Raw genomic sequence first — 17,071 nt, forward strand, 5'->3', positions numbered from 1 at the left:
GCGACAAAGAAAGGAGAATAAACTATGGATACAATCGCACGCGATTTAGCGAACCATCCGCTGCTCGTGCTCGACGGTGCCTTTGGCACGGAGATCGCGCGCCGCGGCTTTGACACGAACGATGCGCTCTGGTCAGCCAAGGCGCTTTTTGAAAAGCCGGAGCTCGTCGAAGCCGTCCACCGCGATTACTATGAGGCGGGAGCAGACATTTCGACGAGTGCGAGCTATCAGGCGACCATCGAGGGTTTTGAAAAGAAGGGCTTTTCACGCGACCAGGCAAAAGAGCTCATCACGCGCTCGGTCCGCCTCGTGCAACGGGCACGCGATGCGTTCTGGCAGCAAGCGGCGAGGCGGCGAGATCGGCCGCAGCCGCTCGTCGCCGCCTCGGTCGGCCCTTACGGCGCGTATCTTGCTGACGGCTCGGAGTACCGCGGCGACTACAAGGCGAGCCGCGCGGAGCTCGCGGATTTCCATGCGGAGCGCCTCGCGCTCCTCTGTGCGGCGCAGCCGGATCTTCTGGCCTGCGAGACGCTGCCGCTGCTCGACGAGGCGCGCGCCATTCTCACCGACCTGCGCCGCCATCCTGACACAACTGCTTGGATCTCTTTCTCATGCAGAGATGACGCGCATACCTGCGGCGGCGATGCGATTGCCGACTGCGCGCGGCTGCTCGACAAAGAACCCCAGGTCGCGGCCGTCGGCGTCAACTGCACAACCCCCCAGCATGTGGCTGGCCTCATCCGCCAGATCCGCCAACATACGGCAAAGCCCATCGTCGTCTATCCGAATACCGGGGAAACGTACGATGCCGTAACGAAGACATGGCATGGCAGCCCGACGCCGTACCGCGACTTCGTGCGCACGTGGTACGCGGCGGGCGCGCGCCTGATCGGCGGCTGCTGCCGCACGACGCCGGACGATATCCGCAGCATCGCCGCCTTCCGCGCCGAATTGCAGCGCGGCTGAGCGCACACACCGCCATTCCCTGCGATGGAGACATACCATCTCCGCGCAGGTTTATACAGGTACTTTGCACAAAAAAGCGGCACCGCGCAGGTGCCGCTTTTTCTATTCCAAAACAGGCAGAAAACACTTCCGAAAATACCACCGCCCGCTGCAGCCTGCCTAGGACTGCCTAGGACTTCGCCGGCTGCGCGATGCCCTCCCCCAGAAAACGCCAGACAAGAAAGGACACGATATAGGCGAGCGGGAAACCGCCGAGCACATCGCTTGGATAATGCATGCCGACATAGAGGCGGGAAAAGACGATGAGCACGGCCATTGCCAGCGCAAGCCAGCGATACCAGGCCCGCAGGAGGATCAGGGCGACGGCAAAAACGCCTGCCGCACATGCTCCTGCAAAAACAAAAGAAGAAACGAATCCAAAACATACCCCCAGTATCTCACAAACACAGCGAACCGCATGCACAACCATCCGCTTCGCGGATATGGTGCATCACATTTACAGTTACAGTCGCCCCAAGAAAGCAACGTCACTTCCTATCGCCGCCGAGGAAGCCCTTCAGGCTGCCCGCTCTGGCGCCGAAGAGCTGCTCGATGAGCGGCACGGCGATCCCCATGCGGATGTCCGCCGCCTCGTCGCTTTCCCCCCGGCACTCATCCGGCCACATGGCGCCGAGCAGATGCCAGAAGAAAGTGAGGCGTTCCTCCATGTGATCGCTGGAAAAAACGCCTTCGTCCACGCCCTTTGACAGGATATTGCGCAACAGCGGATTAAACCGCTCCACGACAGCACTCTGCCAAAGATCAACGGCCAAGTCTCGCTGCTGCTCATCAAAAAGCTTGTCCACCAATGGATCAATGGAATTTTCACGCGACATAAACGCAAGAAGCATCCGCAGCTGATTCATTGCGCTTATTCCGTCAGCCTTCGTTTGATACGATGCGGCAAACTGCTCTGCCCACTCTGTGAAAATCGCCCGCAGCACTGCTTCCTTCGTCGCAAAATAATAAAAAAACGTTCCCTTGGCTACACCAGCCTGCTCACAAATATCCTGTACCGTAGTTCGCTCATAGCCAGTTGTCAAAAACAACCCTTTCGCAACATCCACGAGCTCCCGGTATCGTTCTTCCGGATTCTTTCGAATTCTCATAAATAAAAACCTCCATATTGACCAAAGTCAATATGAGATTATATCGCCTTGTTTTCAAAATGTCAACGCCCTCACATGAAACAGACACGCTGCTCTTTACCCTGTTTTATTTGGACAAAATCTTCCATTTCGGCAGGAAAATTTTGTATGCAGATCGAAGTGAAGAAAAGTTAAAAAATGGAATAAAAAGAAGAATTATGATCAACCGATATGTAAGGAGGATACAACATGAGTATATTAGAATCCATAGAAAAGCGCCGGACCTATTATGCACTTAACAAAGAACTGCCGGTAAGTGAAGAACAGGTTGTTGATACCATCCAAAAGACTACGGAGCTCGTACCGGATGCGTTCAATATGCGAAGCGCCCGCGTCATCGTGGTACTCGGAAAAAAGCAGGATGATCTTTGGGATGCCGTTTACCGTGCTTTTGACGGGAAAGTTGCCCGGGAAAAGATCGATGGGTTTCGAGCAGCTGCCGGTACTGTTCTTTATTTTATTGACAACAATGTTGTGAAAGCCCTGCAGGAACAATTCCCGCTCTACGCGGAAAATTTCCCGATCTGGGCCCAGCAGGCAAACGGCATGCTGCAGTTCTCCGTCTGGACAGCGCTGCGTGATCTCGATATTGGAGCCAATCTCCAGCACTACAATCCGGTCATCGATGCGGCCGTGGCCGATCTTTTTGACGTCCCTGCCAACTGGCAGCTCATTGCTCAGATGCCATTCGGCGGCATTGCAGCTCAGCCGAATTCCAAGGACACGGAAGACATCAGCAAACGCGTCCATGTTATCCGCTGATTTTTGCATCACAAAACGGTCTGTTCCGAAACACCCCTTCGGAACAGACCGTTTTTCATTCCTTTATTTTCGTGCAAAGCGATAGCCAACGCCACGAACGGTTTCAATTCCTTCTGCCAGCAAAGGATCCGCCGCCAGTTTTGCGCGAAGATGACGTATGTGTACATCTACGGTCCGGGTGTCTCCATAGTATTCGTACCCCCATACCCGCTCCAGCAGTTCATCGCGGGAAAACGCCTTACCGGGATTCGTGACCAGCAATTTCAGCAGTTCAAATTCCTTGGGTGTCAGTGCCAGCAGCTTTTCTTTCAGGCTGGCCTGATACGAATTGAAATCCAGCCGCAAAGCACCAATAGACAGCGTCTGCTGAGAAGCCGCCAACCGCCCGCTGCTTCGCCGTAACACCGCTTTGATTCTTGCCATAAGTTCCCGTACAGAAAAGGGCTTGGACAAATAATCGTCCGCACCAAGTTCCAATCCCAAAACTTTATCGATCTCTTCCGCTTTGGCAGTCAGCATAATGATTGGAATCGCCATGGTATCCTGCGAGTTTTTCAGCTGACGGCATACCTCAAAGCCATCCAATCCCGGCAGCATGATATCCAGCAAAATAAGATCTGCCCCTGCTGCCTTCGCCAGCGCCTCCTTGCCATCCGCGGCCTCCATTACCTCATAACCATGTTTTTTCAGTTGGACAACCAGCAATTCCCGAATGGAATCGTCGTCATCTACAGCCAGGATCTTCATTGCTCTCACCTTTTTCATAGATTTTCCTGCCCATATTTTACAACATAATCCGGGTTATGGTCTTCCTTTTTCCAAAATTTTTTTATCGAAACATGGCAGGATCTGCGCGTGAGCAGCCAGGAAGACAAGGCCGATGTCAGCGGTACGGTCAAAATGACGCCGATACCGCCGGACAATCCCTGCATCAAAACAATGTCAACACGATTTGAGTTTATCAGCTGTAAAAGGGGAAGATCATAGACATAGTCCAACACCCATGTTCCCAGAGAACTGCCAAAAACGGCCAGAATCAAGGTGGCTGCCATCGTCCCCATGACATCCCGGCCCACAGACATTCCGCTTCGAAACAAAGACGCCCCATGTTCTTCCGATCGGCCCCGATGAATTTCTGTCACCGCAGCAGACACGTCCATCGCAATATCCAAAACGGCGCCCAGACTGACAAATAGAATCCCGGCAAACAGCAGCCCGCCGACATCAATGGCGGTATTCTGCTCCACAAAAATCAACGCCTCGATATTCCCCACGTTGTACCCCGATGATAAGGCACATACAACATTTTTTACCTTAATAATATCAAGGGTTCGCGGCCCCGTCCTTCCCGATTTTCATGCTATTTTTGAGATTCCAGTTCTGAAACAGAACTTTTTTAGAACTTTTAGCATCTGACTCTGGAACCGCCATACAGGGACCGAAACGGCGGCCCCACGGCATCGCTCCCAACATGTGGGATCCTGCCGCGCACGCTCTGGCATCGCCGCCCGCATCGACTGGCAGGCCGTCGCGTTCCACGGCTCCCCCGCGCCTGCTCCTGCCCGTCGAATCATCAACGCATAAAGTTATATAGGCCGCCGTCTGGAAGGGCCTAGAATCGCGTCCTAGGCGGCGAGAGAGAGAAACGCCGCCCCATCCTGTGGACATATCGCCACGGGCGGGCGGCTTTTCGTCGTGATCCGCGACGGTATGCAAAGGAATGGGCTGCACCCTCGCGCACGCGGGCGGGATTGACGCCCCAAACATGGCCCCATCTGCCAAAAGCCGTGTTTTCCCGACTTTTCGGCGGGCGGGCGGCTCTCCTGTGGGAATCTGGCAGGCAGGCCGACGCGCTCACAAAAATCTTGATGTTTTGACCAAAGGCATTTTGCAAAACAGGCAGGAACGCCCGTAGACACGAATGTAAAGTCTTTTTCGCGGCCCGCTCTCTGGCATGTGTTTTACTTCGCTTTATCACGCTTTATTTTGTGAACTTTGTGTATCATATATGGATTTTTGTCTATTATCATTACTATCATTATTATGTTGTCGCTTCATCCTGATACGTTTCTTTTCATCCCTATTACTTCCGATAGCAATAATTTATCGGAAGTAATGTACGGACTGAAACAAATGTATTTTGGTACTGGAACAAGGCAAGTCTGAAATGGCGGCTCTGTCTAGAAGCCATGCGGACGGCTCAGGATTCGAACGCATCGCGGCGCGGCTCCATGCCATAGGATACCCACAAGAAGGACAGGCGGCCCCGCGTCATGCAGCAGAAAAGGCCGCCCATGTCTGGACAGCCCCTTCTAGAATCGCCTGCCGCCAGATGTGCCTTACATGGCGCTCTGGACGGTGTACAGGCGTTTTCTGCTCCATCCCATCGCCGCGACTACGGGCAGGGCATCCGCATCGCCTAAAAGTGAATATTTTTATGTAATATTCGTGTTTATTTTTATTTAGCGTTTTTTTGTGGAAAAGTAGGGGCGCGTTAAATCGGGCGCAATGCGAAAACTTTTTCCGCCTGCCCCTGCCCATGCTTAATGGTGCTGTCCGCCGTCCTGCCAGTCTCGCCGTCAGGATACAGAACACTGTCGCCCGCCGCGCTCTGGACACGCGCAAAAAAAAATAGGGCATTGCGTACCGTTCGTTGTACGTTCTGCCCATATCTGCATTGTATGATACCACAAGAGGGAATCAGGCCCGCCCCATCTGCAACGCCCGCATAATGACAATCATACGCCTGCCCGCATAAAGCCGCGCGTCCTCTACCGTGCCGCCCGCCGCGACGATCTGCCGCGCCGATGGTTCCACGACGTTGCACAACGCTTTGTAGAACGTGCGCTGCTGCTCTGTCTCTAATCTCTCGCCTGCCGCCCTGAACGGCTGCATAATATCCTGTTCTTCCATATCATCGCCCCTATTCTTCTGCAATTCCTCTCCATGTATGGGATTCTTTGTCGTATTTGATAACGCCCGCTATTTTCGCCTTATCAAATACATACGACGCAAAATCATATTTCCCGCGAATATAATGATTTACATTATTCAGTACCCGCATAGCATGGATAAGTGCTTGTTTCCGTTTCTCATAGTCTTTGATTTCTTCTTCTATTTTTCTTTTCTTGCTTATTCCTGCCCTTGCTTTTAACTTTCTCACCCGCTCTACATGGTTTTCTGTAAGCTGTTCAATTTCATCATGATAATACGGCATCTCGCCTTCAAGAAGTGGCATATGAACGAACATGTCCAATAACTTCTTGTACTCAAGAAGCCAACACTTTTTAGGAATCTCATTTAAGTATTTTCCCTTATACCTGCCATATGTGATTTCTATACAGTATGGTTCGCCAATTCCATCATACTTGTATTGGCGTCCTTCATCATCGCAATATTCATCGTCATATGTTTTTTGATTCCCGCACTCATCGCCATCATAAACCATACTTGTTTTCTTTGCGATATGAAGAACTATTTCTGCTAGCTCATACGCATAAGGGCCGTGCATGATCCATCGAAAAACCTTGCTGTGTTTCGGATTGAACTCTTTATCGTCGGGCGGCTTATGGTTCAATGGCGGCATTTCACCCATAATCAAATACATGTCATCAAAATCATGATTGTATAATCTCATATTTCCCACCTCGCTAGAAAAATTTTGTTGAAAACAAAATAGGAAAAAGTTCTGGCTGCTGTGGGCGGCCCTAAGCCGCCGCCCACAAAAAGCAGGCAGGTTTTTTTCTGGTTTTCGATTCTACATTCCAGAATATCCAAACGAATTAAGGCGTGACAGGTGAAAGTGGAACACTGAAAAGAAAAGCTCTGCTTTTCGTCCTGTCTAAGCCGTTTCCATCACTTTTTCCACGCCTTTTTTATACTATTTCACCCCCCACACCCCCCGAGCGCAACAGGCTAGCACCATTCCGCTAACGCCCGCACGCTAACGCGGGCCGCTACATGCTCCTAGCCTTTCGCCACTCGCGGCTCATGCGCTCTATAGTATATATTCTATATACTATACCGGACATTGTCCGCAACATGTCCGCACGTTGTCCGCAATGACCTAAAATGGAAGGTCAATATTATTTTCTTTGGCGTCCTTCTCTAGGGCCTTTTGCTCTTTGATCCTTTGGGCTGTTTTGGCGCGTTCTCGTTGTTTAGCCTTTATGATAGCTGCCTTTGTTACGCTTGCAATAGCTTCTTTCACTTTGGGCATATAATAGAGTTTATCCGCGTTATGCTTATCAGCCTTTACAATAAGGCCATATTCTTTTAAATCGTTGTAAATCTTCTCTGCTTCTTCATCTGTCACATTCGTGTTACTGGCAATAATCTTGCTTGAAACTTCAAATTTCTTATTTCCTAACTGCTCATAAAGATAGCCGTTTAATGGGGCTGCCTTAAGAGAAAGAAATAGATAAGCGGTTAGATATTTATGTCCCATTTCACCATGATTGAACAATAGAGTTTGGAACACATCTTTTCTAAAAGAATCACATTCAATTTTCAACCAATAGATTCTTGTCTTTTCATCTTTACTTGCCATGCTAAAACCTCTATATCTCAAACGCACTTAACATTAATCCGCAAATGTGCTATATTGAACACAATAGCAACAAAATAATATCCTGCTCTATACATTTGATTCGCGCCCTTGTCAATCCATCACGACAAGGGCGTTTTTTTCTATGCTTCGATTTCTTCAAGCTCTACTGTGGGAATGACAAGGCCATTCGCGCCGACTGGCCGCCTGCTCATCATCTTCATTCCCCACCCGTCATTTCGTAATATTTCCGGCGTAACGTATGCCCATGTCGCGGGATGATATATCCCTGCTGTTCCAGTCGGTCATTGATTTTCTTGATGATCGAATAAGCAAACCCCCTTGAACAACCTGTATCTTTCGCCACTTCATCCGCGCCAATGAAACGCGACAACGGCTCTTGCTTCTTGCTTTCCTGTTCCATACTGTCCCCCCTATCAAAAGTATTTTACGTCGATCAGACGGCTTCACATGTCTAACAGCTCTGACGGCTTCACGCCTAAAACTTTGGCAATCTTTCCCAACGTATTAAGGCGCGGTGTACGGCCCTTCATGGCACCGTAGATTGCCGTTCTCGACACCCCTGCCTTTTCTGCTAGCTCTGCCTGTGTCAGGCCCTTGTCCGCCATAATGTTGACTAACTTTTTCTTGTCCATGTCCATACCTCTCTTTACTATGTTCTTCTTTTAACACGAATCGAGTTATATAAACCTTTATCGTGTTATTGCTATTATTGTAACCTGTTTCGTGTTATAATGCAAGTAAAAAACGCGATATGCATTATAGTAGGTGAAACAATGCCAAAAACTATCTTTAGCCAAAATTTGAAAAAATATAGAGAGAACAGGAATTTCTCACGTCAAAGCCTAGCTGATAAAGTCGGTATATCGTTATCAACATTGGGAATGTATGAACAAGGCAGACGTGAACCAGACTTACAGAAACTAGTTTCTATCGCTACACTGTTGCATGTCTCTGTGGATGAGCTGTTAGGCTACACTGTTCCTATTGTCGGGGAGTACAAAAAATACAAGGCCGTCTTTCTTGCCGCCTGCCCTGCCTACGGGATAAGGGAACGCGGCGACATGGTGGCGATATACAACAGGGAACAGGAAAAGGCCGACGCCGCGCCGCCGCTCACATGGGAATCTGAGTTTGATTTTGTGGATCCGACGCCCGCGCCCCATGAATCTTTCGACTTTCTGCCGATGGAATGGACGCCTGACACGCCGCCCTACTATCTGCCGCTAGAACTGACGCGCGCGGACTTCATCGCCATCATGCGAAGGGCTGCCGATGACTGGCAGAAGGAAACGCGCAACATATACGCCATGCAGATATACAAGCGGCTAGGCATGTACAACCATACCCACAAGGCAAGGGACGCAAAAAAGCCCGCCGACGATACGGCAGGCACGAAAGAGGGCTGACCTATGGCAAAGACACGCACGCTCCATGTGTACAGTTACGAGAAGGACGGCTCCACGCTGTACTACGTCACGTTCTACTGCAAGCAATGGGACGGCACGAACAAGAAAATCAAGAAAATGGGGTTCACGCGGCAGGCCGACGCCGCCCGCTACGAACAGGACTACCGCGACCGCCTAGCAGGATCCCCCGCCATGACCTTTGCGGCCCTCTGTGACAGGTTCCTTGATGACTATAGGCATCATGTCAGGGAATCCACGTACTTGACAACGCGAAATTTACTCGTGACCTACTTGTTTCCTGCTTTCGGCGACAAGACATTGACCGAGCTGACGCCCGTCATGATTCGCGAATGGCAGAACAGATTTATATCAAGCCGACATTATCAGCCGACAACATTAAGCAAAATTCATGCTTCACTAGTCATTACCCTGAACTACGCCTGCAAGTATTTTGGACTGGCAAAGAATCCCGCCACCATTGCGGGCGGTATGGGATCGCAAAGGCCCGCCCATGATATGCAATATTGGACGCGCGAACAGTTCGCCCGCTTTATCCTGTCAGGACTCAAACCAGAATATATCGCCATGTTCTCTACACTGTTCTGGACGGGCTGCCGCTCAGGGGAATGTTTGGCCCTGACAGCAGGCGACATTGACCTAGAACAGGGCATCATGGGCATCAACAAGACAATGACAAAAACAGAACACGGCTACATTGTAGGGCCGCCCAAGACGGCACATAGCCGCCGCAAGGTATCTCTGCCGCGCCCGCTTGTCATGATCCTAGCCGACTGGATACGGCGAACCGACGCAAGAAGCAACGACCGCCTTTTTACTAGGGATAGAACAACCTATGCTGCTGCACTCAAACAACACGCCCAACAAGTGGGGCTGTCTGCCATCCGTTTGCATGATCTCAGGCACTCCCATGCGTCCATGCTCATCAACCTAGGCACACCGCCCAAAGTGTACAAGAACGCCTGGGCCATGCGTCGATACAAATGACTCTTGACCTGTATTCCCATCTGTACCCAGACAAGCAGAAAGACGTTGCTGACAGGCTTTCACAATACTTTTAAGCCGAAAACAGAACTATTTTAGAACTTTTAACATAGCAAAAACGCCTATAAATCCTTATTCCATGGGGTTCATAGGCGTTTATTCTCATATCGTACCCCGAAAGATGCGCCGATTCGCCAAAGGCCACTGCCGACAGTCCAGCGAAAAAAACTCCGCCAAATGCTCCTCCGGCAGCAGCAGCCGCCTGACGCGACCAGCCGCAGACCAGCCAGACCGTCAGCAGCAAAATCAGCCCGGCCGTCACCATAGCCGCGGGAATCGGTGCGATGCCATGCATCAACAGGGGGAGAAACAAAAACAGGAACAAAAGAAAGGTACTGAGCAAGGCCGCCACAGAGCGTATCCCCCTACGCCCGCCGACCAAGGATAAAAGGAAACAGAAAAAAGCGATAAAGCCAAGAACCCGCAAGGTTCGATCGTAACTGTATACGGTATAAGTGACCAGCGAACCGGCCCGGCTGCTCATCGCCACCACAGGCATCCCCGGCTCACAAACTGCGCCGAACAGCATGCCGTTCGGGCAGTTCGCAGTTTCCTGCGCACCATCTGCAAGGCGCAGCAGAACGATCTGATCTCCTATGCGGCTTCCGTTCTCCTGTCGATTGTCACGCAGGACCTGCACCACCTCCGCCCGTTCAAAGCTCCGCCCTTCAGTATTGACCAGCGCCGGCTTATCGATACCGCTGTTCAACGACCATAAGGCAGCGGCCGTCAGGCAGAGTATGAGCAAAAGGCCCAGCCGTTTTCCTATATGTTTCATGCTTGTTCCTCCTGAAAAACCTCCCGTCGATCCCACAGGGATTCCGGGAGGTTTGATCGCTCTCACTTGCTGCAGCGATTCATTTTTTGATGATCTGGTACGTCTGATCAATCGGCGCTCCCGATTCCGCATCATAGGTGTCGATCTGGAACGTGTCTTTCGTAATGTGAATGACCGAATACGTCGGGCGCCAGCTCTGGCTGCGGGCTGCGATATAGTCCTGCTGCTGCGGAATCAGCTCATAAAATTTCGAGCCCGTCGCAGAATTCGAGGACATGTAAAACACGCCCTTTGGATTGACCAGGGTTCCCTGTCTCATATCCGCAATGGTATAGCAGAGATTCTGTTTTACAAATTCTGCCTTTTTGTCGCTGTTTTTCAGTGCCGCGCCGAGCAGATTGTGGTGCTGGCCGGACTGCCCATGCTGCCTGTATTCCGCAAAGTCCGCATGCTGCCGGCCGTCGCTAGAGAGCTGATACGTACGCGCATAGGTATGATCATGCCCTTGCAGAACAACGTCAATTTTATTGGCATCATAAATCGGCGTGAGCTGCGTGCGCAGAAGAATGCCATCCGAATCCGAATGATCCAGACCACTTCCGTAAATGTCCTGATGCATCACGACGATCCGCCATTTCACATCCGGATTTGCCTTGATGGCTTTTTTGATCAATGCTTCATGATCTGCCGCATTGTAATTATTCGCATTAATGACAATGAACAGCGCATTTCCATAGGTATAAAAATACCCGTGTCCGGCCACAGTCGGCGTGGCCTCTTCGGTAAAGGGATTGGGAACATGGAAATGATTCTGATAACCGATCGTCATACTGTCATGATTGCCGATGCTGGCTGCCTCCGGCAGGCTGCGCAAAGCCTTGGCAGACAAATATCCCGCATACTGTATTTCCTGCAATTTGATCTTGGCCGACGACTGATCCTCAGCCGGTTCATTAATCTGATCACCGGGAGAAACAAGGAAATTAATCTCCGGATGCTGAGACAGCGCGCTATTGAGCGTCTTATTCCAATTATACGCATCATTGCGTGCCGCCAGTTCCCCATCCTGTTTGTTCCCTTCGGCAGACGTCTGCCCCTTGGACGCGCCGATCTGCGGATCGCCGACGTACATGAAGGAAAAATCATCCGGATTCCCCGTCTTAAACGACTGAACCTCTTTCCAGCTGCCATTGCATCTGACCTGATAATAATACGTCGTCTCCGGCTTAAGTCCGCGCACCGTCACCTTATTGGCATAATACTGTGTGCCGTCGACCACGGTGCCTGTTTTCGACGTTCCCCGCCAGACGGAGGATTCGGACATGTCGGCATGCGTCGACAGCCGAACCTCAGACTGCTCTGCCTGCTGTCGGGAATACCAGGCAAAATTCATCTGCGAAGCGTTTTTGCCCGGCGCCATGGAGACCTGCTCATAGTCTCCCTTGATGGTCTCCCAGCTCTCCTTCCACTGCGACCAGTTCTGATCGCCAGCCTGTGTGGACACCACAGCGTCCGGTACAGCCGACGCATCATTCCAGTGTGATGTAGCTGCATACGCCGTAGAAGCCAGACATAATGCAGTCAGGACATAAGTGGTAAGACGCTTCTTATTCCGAAAAAATTTCATGACAAACCCCTTCCCATAAATACCGTTCAACGACACTTTCACTGTATCATGAGAAGGGGCTGTATATGTTATGGCGATGTTACGAATCCGTAAATCCTTTTGCTCACCCTGCACACCGGACCATTTCCAGAAAACGACGGTGAATCCGGCTATCGTTTCCCAACTCCGGATGAAAGGCAAGAGCCAGCTGGTTGCGGTACTGTACGCCGGTAATTTTTCCCTCATGACGACTCAGAATATGCACCTGATCATCCAGTACCGATTCGATATAGGGCGCACGGATAAAACGCATCGCCACAAGACCTTCACCGGCAAAATCATCCAAAGCTGTAAAACTGCCCAGCTGCCGGCCATAAGCATTCCGCTTTACCCGCACGGGCAAAGTGGAAAAGCCTCTGCGATCATCGTTGCTGATTTCCCGGGCCAGCAGAATCAGCCCGGCACAGGTAGCCAATACCGGCATGCCGGATTCAATCCGCCGCCGCAGCGGGTCATACAAGCCCGTATCCCGCAGCAGTTTTCCCTGAACGCTGCTCTCACCACCCGGCAGGATCAAACCGGCCATATTCTCCGTCAGATCCTGCTTATTGCGGATTTCCCGGCAGTCTGCCCCCATCTCACGCAGCATAGATTCATGCTCCGCAAAGGCTCCCTGCAAGGCCAGCACTCCAATCCAAGGCTTTTCTCCGCTCATTCTTCTCCCCTCACTTTCCACGCTCAGCCATCAAGAGCTGTATCTCATCCGCATTGATTCCCACCATGGCTTCGCCAAGATTTTCCGACAGTCTGGCAATTTGTTTCGGATCCTGATAATTCGTGACAGCCTGTACGATCGCAGCAGCGCGTTTGGCCGGATTCCCGGATTTGAAGATCCCCGACCCGACAAATACCCCTTCGGCACCAAGCTGCATCATCAGCGCCGCATCCGCCGGCGTCGCCACGCCGCCAGCTGCAAAATTGACAACCGGAAGCTGGTGATGCTCATGTACATACCTCACCAACTCAAGGGGAACCTGATACGTCTTAGCCGCTTCAAACAACTCATCTTCGCGCAAAGCAGACAAAGCGGCAATCTCCCGGTTGATTTTCCTTATATGATGCACGGCCTGTACCACATCGCCAGTGCCCGGCTCTCCCTTAGTCCGAATCATAGCTGCACCTTCGCTGATGCGGCGCAGCGCTTCCCCCAGATCCTTCGCTCCGCAGACAAATGGTACCTGAAAGTTATGCTTATCGATATGATAGACATCATCCGCCGGCGACAACACTTCACTTTCGTCGATATAATCGATTTCAATCGCCTGCAGCACCTGCGCTTCGGCAATGTGACCAATCCGACATTTCGCCATAACGGGAATGGATACGGCCTGCTGAATGCCCTTGATCATCGCCGGATCGCTCATCCGCGCCACTCCGCCGGCAGCCCGGATATCCGCTGGAATACGCTCCAACGCCATGACTGCGCAGGCACCGGCATCTTCGGCAATCTTTGCCTGTTCCGGTGTCGTGACATCCATGATGACACCACCTTTAAGCATCTGCGCCAGCTCTTTGTTCAATCGATATTGTTCTTCCGCGCGGTTCGGTTTCTCCATGATATTCCTTCCTTTCCGAAAACAACAAGTTGATTCTGATCGCTCATGCCTTTTTATCATACCGCATACTGAACCAATTAAAAGATTCAATTTTTGACATAAAAATAAGGTCAGTTCCTTTTTTTACACGAGGAACTGACCTATTCTTTGGCCTATTTTGTTAGGCGGATCCGTATGGTCAATGATCAGAAGCCCAGATCATCATTGACCAGAATGACCTGTATGCGCCCTTTATGCAGCGAATACCGCGTGATCAGAAACTGGCAGCAGATCGTATCCGGTGATTTGCAGTCAAAGCACGCACCGGTTTTGGCGCATGGCGTATTCAAGTGAAACCGCTGCGCATTAATCGGCGCAGCGATATTGCGCGCCCGCTTCATCGCCCCATCGAGATCGCCGCAGACCTTATTCATTCCCACAATAAAGAGGACTTTTTTCGGGCCCTGAGCAATCGCCGACACGCGATTGGCATTGCCGTCAATGTTGACCATGATCCCATCCCTGGTTATCGCATTGGCACTGGAAAGAAAAACATCCGCATCGTAGGCGGCCAGCATGGCCTGCCGCTTATCCTCCATTTTGTCCCTGTCGATAAAATGATAGTTTCCAGCCGCCAGCGCCTCAGGCAGACCGATCTCATGGACGCTCATTCCCCCGCCCATGGTAACCGTACTCCCTTCGGGGATCAGGTTCAGTGCCAGATCCAGCGCTTCTTTTCGTCCCGCAGCATAAAACCCTTCCATATTGCGCGACTGCAGTCCCTTGATGACCGTCTGCGCCAAAAGTTCATTGCGTTTCTCAATGTTCTTGTCCATCGTTCTCCTCCTTATGCCAATGATTACAGATCCTGCTTACATTGTAACACAAGCTTCCTGCCGGATAAAATGGAACCTGGTCAGGGGAGAGTTTTAGACGCCCCTGACTCTGGCTGAATGAATCCAATATCCTTTCCTTCTTAGTTGAAGCAACGATAAGAAATCATGCCATCCTTTACACCATCTGATCTTTACGATAAAATATCTCATACGAGAAAAATACGATAAAGAAATGACACACCTTTTTGCTCTCTAGTCAGGAGGTCTTATCATGTACAAACAGAAACTGTTCAGCGCAGCAGCTGCTCTGATGATTCTGACGGCCGCCGCAACCGCTGAGGCCGGGATCGGAACAGGCATCGGCATTTCCTTTCCTGCTTCCGGCTCCCATTTCTCTGGGCCGTCAGATACTTATGCCGCCTTCAGCTTCGACAAGATCGCTGAGGAACTGACCGTCTCAGAACGGCACGGAAAGCTGCGCATGGAACTGAAAGTCACCAACGGGAGCGACCAGCCTTATACGGTAGAACACCGCAGCGGCCAATGCTTTGATTTTGCTCTGCTGGACAAAAACGGAAAAACGCTCTACCGCTGGTCCGATACCATGTCTTTCACACAGGCGATCGCCTCATCCACCATCCCGGCACACCAAAGCAGCGTTTACACTGCTGAGATTTCCGCCCGCGATTACCGAAAAATCAAAGAAGATGCTGTGGTTGTCTCCGCCTGGCTCACGGATACTCCTTACGTCCTTTCTTCGCGCATCCCGTCTTCATCCGAAAGCGGCCGCGTGCCGGTCGTGATCCACGGAGGAATCATTCTCGGTAACGGAAACTGGGATCATGACCATATCGCGCCGTTTTGATCATGCAGTATTTGTGATATAATAAAAGTGTTATGTATGATTGACGAAATTTAAGTTTACGGAAAAGGATGAACTGCACTTGGACAATTCTATGGCTGCTTTACTGCTGATTCTATTGATTCTGTTTCTCAGTATCAACGGCTTTTTCTCTATGGCAGAAATCGCCATGGCTGAAAGCCACCGGGGACGACTGGAAAAATTACAGGAGGAAGGTCACCCGGACGCAGCGCCTGCACTGATTATACTGGAGAATCCGGATCGGATGCTGCCGCTTGCCCAGGCGGGGATCACCTTATCCAGCATTTTGACCGGCCTGCTGACGGGAGCGTTTCTCGCTCCTGTTTTAGCCCGGTTCATCCACTTCATTCCTCATGCCTATCTTCTTTCCCTTATGGTCAGCATTCTTGTCGTCACTTATGTGACGCTTCTGTTCAGTGAATTCCTCCCCAAAAAGACGGCGCTGCAGAACCCGGAGCAGTTCCTGCTGAATCATCACCGCAGCCTGAACCGTCTGGCAAAGTTCATGCAGCCGCTTCTTTCGCTTTGTTCCCGGTCCGCAAACCTGATTCTGTTGCTGATCGGCATCAACCCCAATATTGAAGATACCGTCACAGAGGATGAAGTCAAGGATTTGATCGAGCAGGGAACGGAAGACGGAACCTTTGAAAAGACGGAACAGAACATGGTCGACCGCATTTTTCATATGAGTGATCAGACGGCTTATTCTCTGATGACGCCGCGAACCCAGATGCTTTGGCTTGATCTTTCCGATCCACTGAAGCATAACCTGCGCCTGATCCGCGAAACGCCACAGGATATCTTTCCTGTCGGCCGCGACAGTCTGGATGACTTCTGCGGGGTACTGTATGCCAAGGACCTGCTGAACGCCTCGCTTGAGCGGCGGCCGCTGGAACTTTCACAGTATATCCGAAAACCGCTGTTCGTCCCGCGTTCAATGGAAACATTCCGTGTCTTGGAAAAATTCCGTCAGACCGGGACTCACGAAGCCATGGTCCTCGATGAATACGGCGGCGTCATTGGTTTTCTGACACTGGATGACATCGTACAGGAAATTATTGGAGATTCCCATGGAGCCAATGAACCGGAGCCGGCACAGATCACGCAGCGGGACGAAAACTCCTGGCTGGTCGACGGACTTTTATCCATCGATGATTTCAAGGAACGATTCGATATCGACGAACTCCCCGACGAAGATCACGACCATTATCAGACCATGGGCGGCTTCCTGACTTCATACTTCGGCTATATCCCCAAGGCAGGCGAGCGAAAAGAATGGAACGGTCTGATCTTTGAGGTAGTGGACATGGATCGCGCCCGTATCGACAAGATCATGATTACACGTTCTCAGACGCAAGCGAGCCCTTTGCAAAAATAACACCCAAAAGGCGGATCCAGATTTTCATCCGGATCCGCCTTT

Annotated in this window: 21 protein-coding genes; 7 read left to right on the forward strand and 14 right to left on the reverse strand. The window is 51.1% G+C overall.

Translation table 11 applies throughout. The features are described 5' to 3' along the window. Positions 1–24 precede the first annotated feature (24 nt). Complete coding sequence (mmuM, locus tag FYJ78_RS06525) at positions 25–966, forward strand: homocysteine S-methyltransferase (protein WP_154620596.1); 942 nt, start codon at positions 25–27, stop codon at positions 964–966. A gap of 169 nt (positions 967–1,135) precedes the next feature. Here mmuM and FYJ78_RS06530 read toward each other — a convergent pair whose 3' ends face one another. Then, positions 1,136–1,435 carry a phosphatase PAP2 family protein gene (locus FYJ78_RS06530; RefSeq protein ID WP_154620597.1) on the reverse strand — a complete coding sequence of 100 codons (300 nt, stop codon included), beginning with the start codon at positions 1,433–1,435 and terminating at the stop codon, positions 1,136–1,138. Positions 1,436–1,493: 58 nt separating this feature from the next. Further along, entirely contained in the window at positions 1,494–2,114 is a 621-nt protein-coding gene (locus tag FYJ78_RS06535) for a TetR/AcrR family transcriptional regulator (protein ID WP_154620598.1), read from the reverse strand. A gap of 228 nt (positions 2,115–2,342) precedes the next feature. Here FYJ78_RS06535 and FYJ78_RS06540 point away from each other — a divergent pair, with 228 nt between their 5' ends. Next, complete coding sequence (locus FYJ78_RS06540) at positions 2,343–2,915, forward strand: nitroreductase family protein (RefSeq protein WP_154620599.1); 573 nt, start codon at positions 2,343–2,345, stop codon at positions 2,913–2,915. A gap of 63 nt (positions 2,916–2,978) precedes the next feature. Here FYJ78_RS06540 and FYJ78_RS06545 read toward each other — a convergent pair whose 3' ends face one another. Both FYJ78_RS06545 and FYJ78_RS06550 read right to left on the reverse strand, forming a co-directional pair. After that, positions 2,979–3,680: a winged helix-turn-helix domain-containing protein gene (locus tag FYJ78_RS06545; RefSeq protein WP_235899911.1), complete on the reverse strand. Its 702-nt coding sequence runs from the start codon at positions 3,678–3,680 to the stop codon at positions 2,979–2,981. Then, positions 3,677–4,237, reverse strand: a complete 561-nt coding sequence (locus tag FYJ78_RS06550) for a YibE/F family protein (protein WP_328597671.1) — start codon at positions 4,235–4,237, stop codon at positions 3,677–3,679. Before FYJ78_RS06550 ends, FYJ78_RS06545 begins: the two co-directional genes overlap by 4 nt. Positions 4,238–5,188: 951 nt before the next feature. Here FYJ78_RS06550 and FYJ78_RS06555 point away from each other — a divergent pair. Continuing rightward, complete coding sequence (locus FYJ78_RS06555; protein ID WP_154620600.1) at positions 5,189–5,338, forward strand: hypothetical protein; 150 nt, start codon at positions 5,189–5,191, stop codon at positions 5,336–5,338. A 277-nt stretch (positions 5,339–5,615) separates the two neighbouring features. Here FYJ78_RS06555 and FYJ78_RS06560 read toward each other — a convergent pair whose 3' ends face one another. From FYJ78_RS06560 to FYJ78_RS06580, 5 genes are all read right to left on the reverse strand, one after another. Further along, complete coding sequence (locus FYJ78_RS06560; RefSeq protein WP_154620601.1) at positions 5,616–5,828, reverse strand: hypothetical protein; 213 nt, start codon at positions 5,826–5,828, stop codon at positions 5,616–5,618. Between the two features lie 10 nt (positions 5,829–5,838). Beyond that, a complete protein-coding gene (locus FYJ78_RS06565) occupies positions 5,839–6,552 on the reverse strand; it encodes a hypothetical protein (protein WP_154620602.1) in 714 nt (237 codons plus the stop codon). 429 nt (positions 6,553–6,981) lie between these two features. Continuing rightward, entirely contained in the window at positions 6,982–7,464 is a 483-nt protein-coding gene (locus FYJ78_RS06570) for a hypothetical protein (RefSeq protein WP_154620603.1), read from the reverse strand. A 217-nt stretch (positions 7,465–7,681) separates the two neighbouring features. After that, positions 7,682–7,885, reverse strand: a complete 204-nt coding sequence (locus FYJ78_RS06575; protein ID WP_154620604.1) for a DNA-binding protein — start codon at positions 7,883–7,885, stop codon at positions 7,682–7,684. A 43-nt stretch (positions 7,886–7,928) separates the two neighbouring features. Next, positions 7,929–8,117, reverse strand: coding sequence for a helix-turn-helix domain-containing protein (locus FYJ78_RS06580; protein WP_206671382.1), 189 nt, complete (start codon positions 8,115–8,117; stop codon positions 7,929–7,931). Between the two features lie 141 nt (positions 8,118–8,258). On the opposite strand from FYJ78_RS06580, the gene FYJ78_RS06585 reads away from it, so the two are divergent. Beyond that, positions 8,259–8,891, forward strand: coding sequence for a helix-turn-helix domain-containing protein (locus FYJ78_RS06585; RefSeq protein WP_195847896.1), 633 nt, complete (start codon positions 8,259–8,261; stop codon positions 8,889–8,891). A 3-nt stretch (positions 8,892–8,894) separates the two neighbouring features. Then, positions 8,895–9,896: a tyrosine-type recombinase/integrase gene (locus FYJ78_RS06590; RefSeq protein ID WP_154620607.1), complete on the forward strand. Its 1,002-nt coding sequence runs from the start codon at positions 8,895–8,897 to the stop codon at positions 9,894–9,896. Between the two features lie 70 nt (positions 9,897–9,966). Here FYJ78_RS06590 and FYJ78_RS06595 read toward each other — a convergent pair whose 3' ends face one another. From FYJ78_RS06595 to FYJ78_RS06615, 5 genes are all read right to left on the reverse strand, one after another. Then, complete coding sequence (locus FYJ78_RS06595) at positions 9,967–10,731, reverse strand: YibE/F family protein (protein ID WP_154620608.1); 765 nt, start codon at positions 10,729–10,731, stop codon at positions 9,967–9,969. Positions 10,732–10,810: 79 nt separating this feature from the next. Then, the gene (locus FYJ78_RS06600; protein WP_154620609.1) at positions 10,811–12,358 is read right to left on the reverse strand and encodes a purple acid phosphatase family protein; all 1,548 of its coding nucleotides are present in this window, start codon (positions 12,356–12,358) and stop codon (positions 10,811–10,813) included. A 103-nt stretch (positions 12,359–12,461) separates the two neighbouring features. Continuing rightward, positions 12,462–13,052 carry a pyridoxal 5'-phosphate synthase glutaminase subunit PdxT gene (gene pdxT / locus FYJ78_RS06605; protein ID WP_154620610.1) on the reverse strand — a complete coding sequence of 197 codons (591 nt, stop codon included), beginning with the start codon at positions 13,050–13,052 and terminating at the stop codon, positions 12,462–12,464. A gap of 10 nt (positions 13,053–13,062) precedes the next feature. Further along, entirely contained in the window at positions 13,063–13,953 is an 891-nt protein-coding gene (gene pdxS, locus FYJ78_RS06610) for a pyridoxal 5'-phosphate synthase lyase subunit PdxS (protein ID WP_154620611.1), read from the reverse strand. A 185-nt stretch (positions 13,954–14,138) separates the two neighbouring features. After that, positions 14,139–14,768: a lactate utilization protein gene (locus FYJ78_RS06615; protein WP_154620612.1), complete on the reverse strand. Its 630-nt coding sequence runs from the start codon at positions 14,766–14,768 to the stop codon at positions 14,139–14,141. Positions 14,769–15,039: 271 nt separating this feature from the next. On the opposite strand from FYJ78_RS06615, the gene FYJ78_RS06620 reads away from it, so the two are divergent. After that, the gene (locus FYJ78_RS06620) at positions 15,040–15,633 is read left to right on the forward strand and encodes a BsuPI-related putative proteinase inhibitor (RefSeq protein ID WP_154620613.1); all 594 of its coding nucleotides are present in this window, start codon (positions 15,040–15,042) and stop codon (positions 15,631–15,633) included. A 91-nt stretch (positions 15,634–15,724) separates the two neighbouring features. Continuing rightward, a complete protein-coding gene (locus FYJ78_RS06625; RefSeq protein ID WP_195847897.1) occupies positions 15,725–17,029 on the forward strand; it encodes a hemolysin family protein in 1,305 nt (434 codons plus the stop codon). Positions 17,030–17,071 lie beyond the last annotated feature (42 nt).

The organism is Wylensekiella montiformis (assembly GCF_009697385.1).
GTDB classification, from domain to species: Bacteria; Bacillota; Negativicutes; order Selenomonadales; family Selenomonadaceae; genus Selenomonas_A; species Selenomonas_A montiformis.